Source organism: Actinomadura sp. K4S16 (genome assembly GCF_008327685.1).
Taxonomy (GTDB): Bacteria; Actinomycetota; Actinomycetes; order Streptosporangiales; family Streptosporangiaceae; genus Spirillospora.
The window spans coordinates 1-8,119 of sequence record NZ_BDDE01000037.1 but is presented as its reverse complement, the minus strand read 5'-3'; the positions used below and the strand labels follow the sequence as shown (position 1 = coordinate 8,119).

Sequence of the window (8,119 nt, the reverse complement as noted above, 5' to 3'; positions counted from 1 at the left end):
TATTCCAACACCCCCGGTGCATCGTGATTGGTTACAAGCCGGATGCGGGCGTCGCCGCTGAGCGCGGCATAGTGAACGGCGGGCGTGGTGAGCGCGTCTGAGCGTTGTGGGCGAGATGGCGCCGGGTGGCGCGCATGGGCGTGTGAGGCGGGGGCTGGAGCCGGTACGGCGGCGCTGGGTACGGGCGCGGGCTCGGCGTGAGGGCAGGCCGTTGCGAGTGCGGCCGTTGGCAGCGGGGTTCTGGATGCTGGCGGCAGCGGGGGCGGCGGTGTTGGCGATCTGGCTGACCACCGCCTGGCTGCTGGACGTCGCCGATGACGCCCCACCCGGCACCGATCGGGCCAGGATCAGGGTGGACGCCGTGCGCACCGGCCTGGCCGCCGGCGGCGGCGCGGGCGCCGCCGTCGGGTTGATGCTGGCGTTCAGGCGGCAACGGCACGCCGAGCTGGCGACCGCGCTGGGGCAGTTAGACGCGGCTGAACGGCGAATCACCGAGCTGTACAACGCCGCGGCCGAGCAACTCGGCTCGGACAAGGCCCCGGTCCGCCTCACCGCGCTGTACACCCTGGAGCGGCTGGCCAACGACAACGAGCGGCACCGGCAGACCATCGTCAACATCATCTGCGCTTACCTGCGTATGCCCTACACACCGCCGGATAGCAGTGACCGGGAGCGGGCCGCCCGGGAGCTGCGCCGATACTACGCCGCCCGGTATCAGGCCGCCTGTGCCGGCCGTCCCATCCCAGAAGCACCATATGGACCCGATGCAGGTGAAGAACAACAGGTACGCCTTACCGCACAGCGAATCCTCACAGATCACTTGCAGAACCACGCCCGCGTCCACTGGGCCGATGTCAGCTTGGACCTAACCGGGGCGCACCTCACTGACTTCAACATGACAGTCAGCACTCTGGTGGTGGCGGACTTTGAGGGCGCAACCTTCACCGGATACACACACTTCTCTAGGGCCACCGTCACAGGCGCAGCCACCTTCCGATCCGCCACCTTCACCGGACCCGCCTACTTCGATGCAGCGACTCTCACCCGTGCTGCCGACTTCCAGAGCGCCTCGTTCCGCGGCCCGGCTGTCTTCCAAGGGACAACCTTCGCCATGGCGGCATTTTTCGACGGTGCGGTCTTCGTTGACAGAGCGGTCTTCGACCAGGCGATCTTTGAGGACAAGGCCTTCAGGATGGCCCCGGCGTCCTCCGGTCCCGGCCTGCGCGGCGCCGCCTTCTTCGCCAAAGCCGCCTTCGCATCCCACGCCAGTTTCCAGAAGGCGGCCTTCACTGGTGCCGCTATCTTCAGCGAGTCGGCCTTCGACGGCGAGGTTGAACTGGGCGAGGCGACAGTGGCCGACACCCGACACGGCCATGTGCTGCCACCCGGCTGGCGGATCGAGCCGGCCGAGGGGACTACAGGCCGGATCGTCGAGGACTCGGCGCCCGCACCGTCAGGTGGCTGAGGCGCGGGCTAACAACTCCCTCAACGCGTTCGAAAACGATCGCTACTGAGACGGATCAGTGCCGCCGGTCCAATGTGCGGGGGCGACGTACGACGGTCGTACCTCGGGGCCAGGTCGAGCCCGGCCGCCCTCACACCTGGACCCGTTCCGGTGTTCGTCAGCCCCCAGGTTCTAGCTGCCAGATACTGATGGTGGCGTGAGCCGGGTCCCCGGGCGGGATGATGATGTGCAGGAAGCGGGGGTACCCGTGGGGGTCGTGCGCCCACAGCCTTACAGCCCAGAACCCGCCGGCGTCTTGCCATGCGGCCACGACCGTGACCGTGTCAATCCGGAAGCCTCGGGCCCCAGCCGCCGCTTTGGCCGCGTCGACGGCCTCCTCGATCTCCAGTGGTGTGGCACTGCCCGAAGCACGCCGCCGCCACCGTCGGTGCACCGATCGAAACAGTCGCCCGACCGCGGCGTCGACCCGATTACCCACCACACCCGCAAGGCCGGCGGTCGCTAAGAAGGAGGCGATGGCCACCGCCTCCGAAGCCATCGGCTGCCACATCGGCATCGGCGGCGGTGTGATCGGCTGCTGGGGTACCGATCTGTCGCGCCGAGCCTGGCCTTCGCTGCCGCCTGGCTCGTCCTCAAGGGCTTCCTCGGCCACTAGTTCTCCAGCCCAAAATCCCACAGACGTCAGTTCCATCATCTGACCCGACTCGTCTCCCCGGCCAGGGAATCGCGGCGCGCGTCCCATGATGTGTCGTAAACGTTCCGTTGCGGCCGGTTGCGGGCGCACCGTTGCGTGAACCAAGCGGCGGGGGTGGGGCGTCTGAGCGGTGTGGGTGAGGTGGCGCCGCACGGCGCGGGAGACGAGCCGGACCGTCCGGCCGGCGGCTCGATGGCGGAACGGGAACAAGCGGCCGGGCTGTGGCCGATCAAACGAGCGTTGACCGTTGCGAGCGTCACCGCGGTGGGTGGCCTTGTCGTGGTGATGACGGCCGTGCTGGCGGTGCTGGGGTTTCCGCACCTGGAGCACACCAAGGCCCTGCCGCTCTCCCAACTGCTGGACGTCCTCAAGCTCGTCCTCGGCACGGTTGCCGGCGTTGGCGCCTTGTTCGCGCTGGTGATGGCCTACCGGCGGCAGCGCCTGGCCGAAGTCGCCGATGACCGTGACCAGCAACGCGCTCTGCTGGACGCCCAGCGGGCAGTCCTCGAACAGGAACGGGCTCTACTGGAACAGCGGCAGGCCCAGGAGGACCGCACCCGAGTGTTCAACGAACGGTTCGGAGCTGCCTCCGCACAGCTCGGCCACGACGAACCCGCCGTGCGGCTGGCAGGCGCGTACGCCATGGCCGGGCTCGCCGACGACTGGGAACAAGGCCGCCAGACCTGCATCGACGTGCTGTGCGCATTCCTGCGACTGCCATACACGCCCGATCCCGGAGATGACCCCGCCGAAGGCCAAGAGCCGGCCGCTCATGCCGCGGCGCGTGCGGCCTATCTGGCGGCCCGCGAGGTCCGCCACACCGTCATCCGCATCATCGGCAACCACCTCAACGGCCACACTGACGTCTCATGGCGCGGCCACGACCTGGACTTCACAGGCGCCGTTTTCGACGGCGGCGACTTCCACAAAGCCGTCTTCACCAATGACGCAACTATCTCCTTTCAAGGAGCCCGGTTCGTAGGCGGCCGGGTCGACTTCGGGGACGCCCGGTTCGTGGGCGGCACGGTCGACTTCGAGGACGCCTGGTTTGTGGGCGGCGGGGTCGACTTCGGGGCCGCCCGGTTCGAGGGCGGCACGGTCAACTTCTGGGGCGCCCGGTTCGTGGGCGGCACGGTCGACTTCGGGTTCGCCCAGTTCGCGGACGGTGCGGTCGACTTCCGGTACGCCCGGTTCGAGGGCGGCACAGTCCACTTCGGGTACGCCCGGTTCGAAGGCGGCACAGCCCACTTCGGGTACGCCCAGTTCGAGGGCGGCACGGTCGACTTCGGGTACGCGGTGGGGCGGCGCCCCGCCGGACTGCCGGACGAGCTAGCTCCAACTCTGTCGTAATGAGCTTCCCCCCGTTCCACGGACACCCGATCTGAGTTGACCTTGATCAACTTGGGAAGGAAGTGTCTCGTGCCACCACCTCACCCGCCGGAGTTCCGGCGTCGCGCCGTCGAACTGGCCCGGACCGGCGACAAGTCGGTCACCGCGCTGGCCAAGAGTCTGGGCATCAGCCAGTCGTGCCTGAGCAACTGGATTCGTCAGGCGGCCATCGACGAAGGCCATCTCGACGGCCTGAGCGCCGGCGAGCATCGGCGAGGCCGTTGAGCAGGTGCGAGGGATGGCTTCGGGGGCGTACCAGACCAGGATCCGCAGCAGTTCCCCAGCCAGCGGGGTGTCGGTGGTGATCCGGTTCAGGGTGATCCGCCAGATCCGCGCGTCACTAGCGGCTTCGCCACCTGTGCCGGTGCCGGTGGCGCTGCCCTCGGCGGCCTCGTGGTACATCACCGCCAGCGAGGCCGCGAGCAGGTCCAGGTACTGGCGCGGGGACAGCTGGTTCTGGTGCAGGTAGGCGGCGGCCTGCTCGACCGCCAGCGGCAGGCACCCCAGCTCGGCCACCAGTTCAGCCGCACCGTCCAGGCCGGCGCCGTCGGCCCCTTCCGGGGCAGCGATCTGGGTGAGCAGCTCGACGGCCTGGTCTTCGGTGAGGACGTCCAGTCGCAGCACTCGGGCCCCGTACCGGTGCCAGCCTTGACCGAGGCGGCTGGTGACCAGGACCCGGCCCCGCATCGTGCGGTCCAGCAGCGACGCGATGTGCGCGGGGTCGGTGACGTTGTCCAGCACCACCAGCCACCCGGAATGGCAGCCCAGCCAGGCCAGCCCCCGTTCGGCCAATGCCTCCAGCTCCAGTGCGGTCTTCAGCTCCGGCTGTAGCGCGGCTGCCAGCCCGGCGAGCCCGGCCTGGACCGCCGCGGCGGTGTCGGCGGTGATCCACCACACCGGCTCGAACAGCGGCTTGCCAAACCCGCTTGCTTCTCGGCCTCGGCGTGAACGGCGTGGGTGGCGGCGTAGTGAGCGGCCAGGGTGGATTTGCCCACCCCGCCCAGCCCGTGCACCGCGGCCACCACGACCCCACCCGGCGCCCGCAACGCCTTATCCAGCTCATCGAGCTCGCCGTCGCGGCCGACGAACACCTGCTGGTGCCCCGGAACGTTCACCAATCCCGGGGGCGCCCCCACCTCGGAGACCGGCCGCACCACCTCTGGAGGCAGTACGGTCGACTTGCTGATCTTCAGATCCCGGCCGGCCTGGTTGAGCCGGCCGGGCCCGGACACGGTTCCTTCCAGACGCACCCGCGCACTGTCACCACGATCGGCGGAGCCGGCACCGTCAGTGCTGCCGGAAAGGCCTGGTGGCGGGACGCTCATTAGTCGTTGATGGCCAGGTCCCGGCCCGCCTGGTTCAGGCGCCCTTTTCCCGAGGCCGTGCCGGTGATCTGCGTGTTGGTGGCGTCCTCGCCAGTGGACACGATGCCGGAGTTGGGGGCGTTGCCACCCAGGTTGACCGACCGCTCGCCCAGTGTCTGGGCGGGCTGCTGGCCGGTGTCGCGGGTGCGGCGGGCCACGGTCATCCCGTACACCGCCATTACCAGCCCGGCGATCCCCACCACCGCGCCGATCACCCCAACGGTGTCACCCCAGTGGAACCCCTTCACCGCGAAGTACACGATCAACCCGACCACCGAGACGGCCGCGATGCTTCCGCCGGCCCATATCAATACGCGCCCCATCATGGCCGACATCATCGACCCGCCCGCCCGGCTCCAACAGGTCATTCGAAGTTCATCCCGGGAGTCAACTTCATCGACTTCATGGACCGCGACTCCGGGACGTGCGACGGTCGTACGTCCCCGCCCGGACGTCCACCCCAAGGGCGCCCCCCCGGGGGTGTCTGACTTCCGGGAAGCTTGGTTGTCGTCAGCCAGCGTCATCGACCGCGCGGGCCTCGACGCGGCGCGGCAGCTCGCCGCCGGCCACCAGTTCGCGCATGAGGACGCGGAGCACGGCGGCGTTGGTGGTGTCGTGCTCGGCGACCCATGCGCGCAGCTCCCCGTAGAGGTCGGGCGCGAGGTCGTAGGTCGTCTTCACCACCTCCACGCCGGGGGCGGACGCACGGCCGGGCGCGTTCACCAGCTCGGCGACGCGGGCGCCGGTCTTCTCGTCGGCGACGAGTTCGGCCAGCAGCGCGCGGACGACCGGGGCGACGTGCAGCACGCGCCGACCGGCCCACACCTTCACCCGGCGCAGCGACGCCGGGTCCAGCTCGAACGTGGCCTTGACCGGCGCGATCCGCACTACGGGCTTACGGGGTTCCCGTGCTCCCGTGTCCTGCTGAGGCGTTGCCGGCGCAGGCCTGCGGGCGGCGGCCGCAGCCATGTTGCCGGGCTGATGCCGGGGGCTCACCGGGCCGCCTCGGACACCTCGAGGAGTTCGGCGGCCGCGTCGGCGTAGGCGGTCCCTGCGGCCGTGACGGGTGCGCCGTGCGACTGGGCGTACAGCTCCAGCCGGGGGATCTGGGTCTTCAGCAGGTGGTAGCCCTGGGCGGTCAGCGCGTCGACGGCCTGGCCCGTGCTGGCGGCGTTGGCGACCGTGCGATTCAGCAGCACGCACACGGTCAGCGGCTCGGCCCGCAACGGCTCGATGTCGGCGATGACGACCAGCACGGGCGCCATGCGGTCGACCTCGCTCGTGGTCGGCGCGACCGGGACGACGGCGACGCGAAGCGCTGAGATCGCGATGCCCTGATGGTCCTTGATGGGGCATCCGGCTGGTCACGGCCCATGCGCGCCGCGCTGGAGTTAAGAGACGGAGGAGCCCGAGCGCTGGGCCCGGGCTCCTCTGAGGGAGGAGGGCCACTGGACTGGCCACGTCCTCCGGTGCTCCCTGCCCGTCCGTACCACCAGAGCGAAGCGAGGGAAGCGTTGGCGAATCTTCGAATCAAACTCGCCTTGCCCCAGTATTAGACCCGATGCGCGCCGTGTAAACGCGCCTTGTAGCCATGCGGGACCGTTGACGACCACTGATAACCACGGAAAACCAGAGACGACCACCTCATTCCATCGAATACACGGGCACTCTCCGGTGAGATTCTCGCTGCTTACCCAGCCCTTTGTCTGATCGTTACTGACGGCGTGCGAACCGTGTCCTGATAGGGCATCCTGGTCGACAGGTCTCGCTGCCCTGGGGTCTGGACGCCTCAGGGTGCAGAGGCCTGCTGTGTCACAAGTCCCGTCCGTACCACGACGCCTCGGGGCGGCTGGAAACCAGTCGCCCCGTGCGCACCGGCGAGGAGAGCACCAGATGGATCAATGGGCCCCTGCCCATTTCCGGGCCTGGCCCCAACAATGGCGATGAACTGGACCCCCAAGTGGCCATGCTGGCCATCGCCGTGATGCACATCACCTGCTTCATCTGGCTCATAGGTCTGGGCTACGCGCCTGAGCAGGCTCTGCCGATCACGATCGGCGTAGGTCTGGGCACCGTGACGGTCATCGACCGGTTCCGCAAGGGGAGTGGCTCGCAATGAGCACGCCATACCCGACGTTCGAGGCGCTACAGAGCGAACTGGCCGTGGTTCGCAATGCGCTGGAGAACCTGCAGGACGAGTACCTGAGGCTCAAGGCGCACCTACTGTTGGGCCTGAACCGGGCCGTCAATGCGGAGGCGCTCATACGGAGCGTGTCACCGACCAAGATCATCGAATCCCTCGACCTGCGCGCCTCGGTCCCCCCGGCTGATCTGGGAGGTCTTCGGCGGTTCCGCTCCCGCTATGGAGCAGCCCACCTCGATGGAGGCGGAACTTCACCGCGTGCTCGAAGCGCTCGCCCCCGCCTACGCGGACCAGGAAGAACTGTCGTTCCTCAGAGGTTGCCTCAAGGAGATGACGCGCGTGTCCACCGAGGCAAGACATCTCGTCCGAAGGCGCCAAGAGCTCACCCGCCGCCGATCTGTGGCCATGAGGGAGCAACAGCACCAGGCGCGGGAAAGTGGTCGACCGCAGAGTGCCAGGACGCGGATAGAGCGGACGGAGACGATGCGCTTGGTCCCGGACGCTCCTGGGCACCCCTGCCAACCAGATCCGTTCGCAGCCAAGACAACGACGGAGTTCGTCAAGGGGCTCCAGGGCCTGCGCCGGTGGGCCGGCAATCCCGCATTGCGAGAGCTAGCTCGCCGTAGCCAGGGACGGGTGGCGCACTCCACGCTGTCGGTGATGCTCAACAGGACCGACCGGCTCCCGGAGTACTTCACGTTGCTCCTCTTCCTGGAAGCCCTCGGTCTGGACGAGGCCACCGTCAGCACCTGGATCACCGCCCGACGCGAGTTGGAGGCGGCGGCCGACCGCGCCGAGAACTCCGGCACCGCTCCAAAGGTCTGACCTCCCTCGGACGCCCGAGCCCCGGCCCGGCGGCGGAAGTACGCCTCCCCGCGGCCGGTGGCGAGCTGCCGCGCAGGCCTCGACGCGGCGCGGCAGCTCGCCACCGGCCGCGGCCGCCTGGACGTCGACGGGCCCGGGCGTGCGGCCTGGTTCGAGGGCGGCACGGTCAGCTTCGGGGACGCGACCGGTCGGCGGCCGGAGCAGTTGCCAGATGGCATGGCCGATCACCTGTCGTAAAA

At 68.9% G+C, this 8,119-nt stretch carries 11 protein-coding genes; 6 read left to right on the top strand and 5 right to left on the bottom strand.

What is annotated here, in order from left to right; all coding sequences use genetic code 11:
* Nucleotides 1–244 precede the first annotated feature (244 nt).
* On the top strand, nt 245–1,465 hold the full coding sequence (locus K4S16_RS44105; RefSeq protein WP_149265104.1) for a pentapeptide repeat-containing protein: 1,221 nt from the start codon (nt 245–247) through the stop codon (nt 1,463–1,465).
* A gap of 157 nt (nt 1,466–1,622) precedes the next feature.
* Here the strand turns inward: K4S16_RS44105 and K4S16_RS44100 are convergent, their stop codons facing one another.
* The gene (locus K4S16_RS44100; RefSeq protein ID WP_149265103.1) at nt 1,623–2,117 is read right to left on the bottom strand and encodes a hypothetical protein; all 495 of its coding nucleotides are present in this window, start codon (nt 2,115–2,117) and stop codon (nt 1,623–1,625) included.
* Between the two features lie 306 nt (nt 2,118–2,423).
* On the opposite strand from K4S16_RS44100, the gene K4S16_RS44095 reads away from it, so the two are divergent.
* Both K4S16_RS44095 and K4S16_RS47090 read left to right on the top strand, forming a co-directional pair.
* Nucleotides 2,424–3,509 (top strand): pentapeptide repeat-containing protein, encoded by a 1,086-nt coding sequence (locus K4S16_RS44095; RefSeq protein WP_200842484.1) that lies wholly within the window; start codon nt 2,424–2,426, stop codon nt 3,507–3,509.
* A gap of 69 nt (nt 3,510–3,578) precedes the next feature.
* The gene (locus K4S16_RS47090; RefSeq protein WP_160161248.1) at nt 3,579–3,773 is read left to right on the top strand and encodes a transposase; all 195 of its coding nucleotides are present in this window, start codon (nt 3,579–3,581) and stop codon (nt 3,771–3,773) included.
* 590 nt (nt 3,774–4,363) lie between these two features.
* Here K4S16_RS47090 and K4S16_RS44085 read toward each other — a convergent pair.
* From K4S16_RS44085 to K4S16_RS44070, 4 genes are all read right to left on the bottom strand, one after another.
* Nucleotides 4,364–4,798, bottom strand: coding sequence for an ATP-binding protein (locus tag K4S16_RS44085; RefSeq protein ID WP_149265101.1), 435 nt, complete (start codon nt 4,796–4,798; stop codon nt 4,364–4,366).
* A 74-nt stretch (nt 4,799–4,872) separates the two neighbouring features.
* Nucleotides 4,873–5,238: a hypothetical protein gene (locus tag K4S16_RS44080; RefSeq protein WP_149265100.1), complete on the bottom strand. Its 366-nt coding sequence runs from the start codon at nt 5,236–5,238 to the stop codon at nt 4,873–4,875.
* 184 nt (nt 5,239–5,422) lie between these two features.
* Nucleotides 5,423–5,800, bottom strand: a complete 378-nt coding sequence (locus K4S16_RS44075) for a hypothetical protein (protein ID WP_149265099.1) — start codon at nt 5,798–5,800, stop codon at nt 5,423–5,425.
* Between the two features lie 104 nt (nt 5,801–5,904).
* Nucleotides 5,905–6,177 (bottom strand): hypothetical protein, encoded by a 273-nt coding sequence (locus K4S16_RS44070; protein ID WP_149265098.1) that lies wholly within the window; start codon nt 6,175–6,177, stop codon nt 5,905–5,907.
* Nucleotides 6,178–6,779: 602 nt separating this feature from the next.
* On the opposite strand from K4S16_RS44070, the gene K4S16_RS44065 reads away from it, so the two are divergent.
* From K4S16_RS44065 to K4S16_RS44055, 3 genes are all read left to right on the top strand, one after another.
* The gene (locus K4S16_RS44065) at nt 6,780–7,031 is read left to right on the top strand and encodes a hypothetical protein (RefSeq protein WP_149265097.1); all 252 of its coding nucleotides are present in this window, start codon (nt 6,780–6,782) and stop codon (nt 7,029–7,031) included.
* Between the two features lie 660 nt (nt 7,032–7,691).
* Nucleotides 7,692–7,880: a hypothetical protein gene (locus tag K4S16_RS44060; protein ID WP_149265096.1), complete on the top strand. Its 189-nt coding sequence runs from the start codon at nt 7,692–7,694 to the stop codon at nt 7,878–7,880.
* 57 nt (nt 7,881–7,937) lie between these two features.
* On the top strand, nt 7,938–8,117 hold the full coding sequence (locus tag K4S16_RS44055) for a hypothetical protein (RefSeq protein ID WP_149265095.1): 180 nt from the start codon (nt 7,938–7,940) through the stop codon (nt 8,115–8,117).
* Nucleotides 8,118–8,119: the final 2 nt, after the last annotated feature.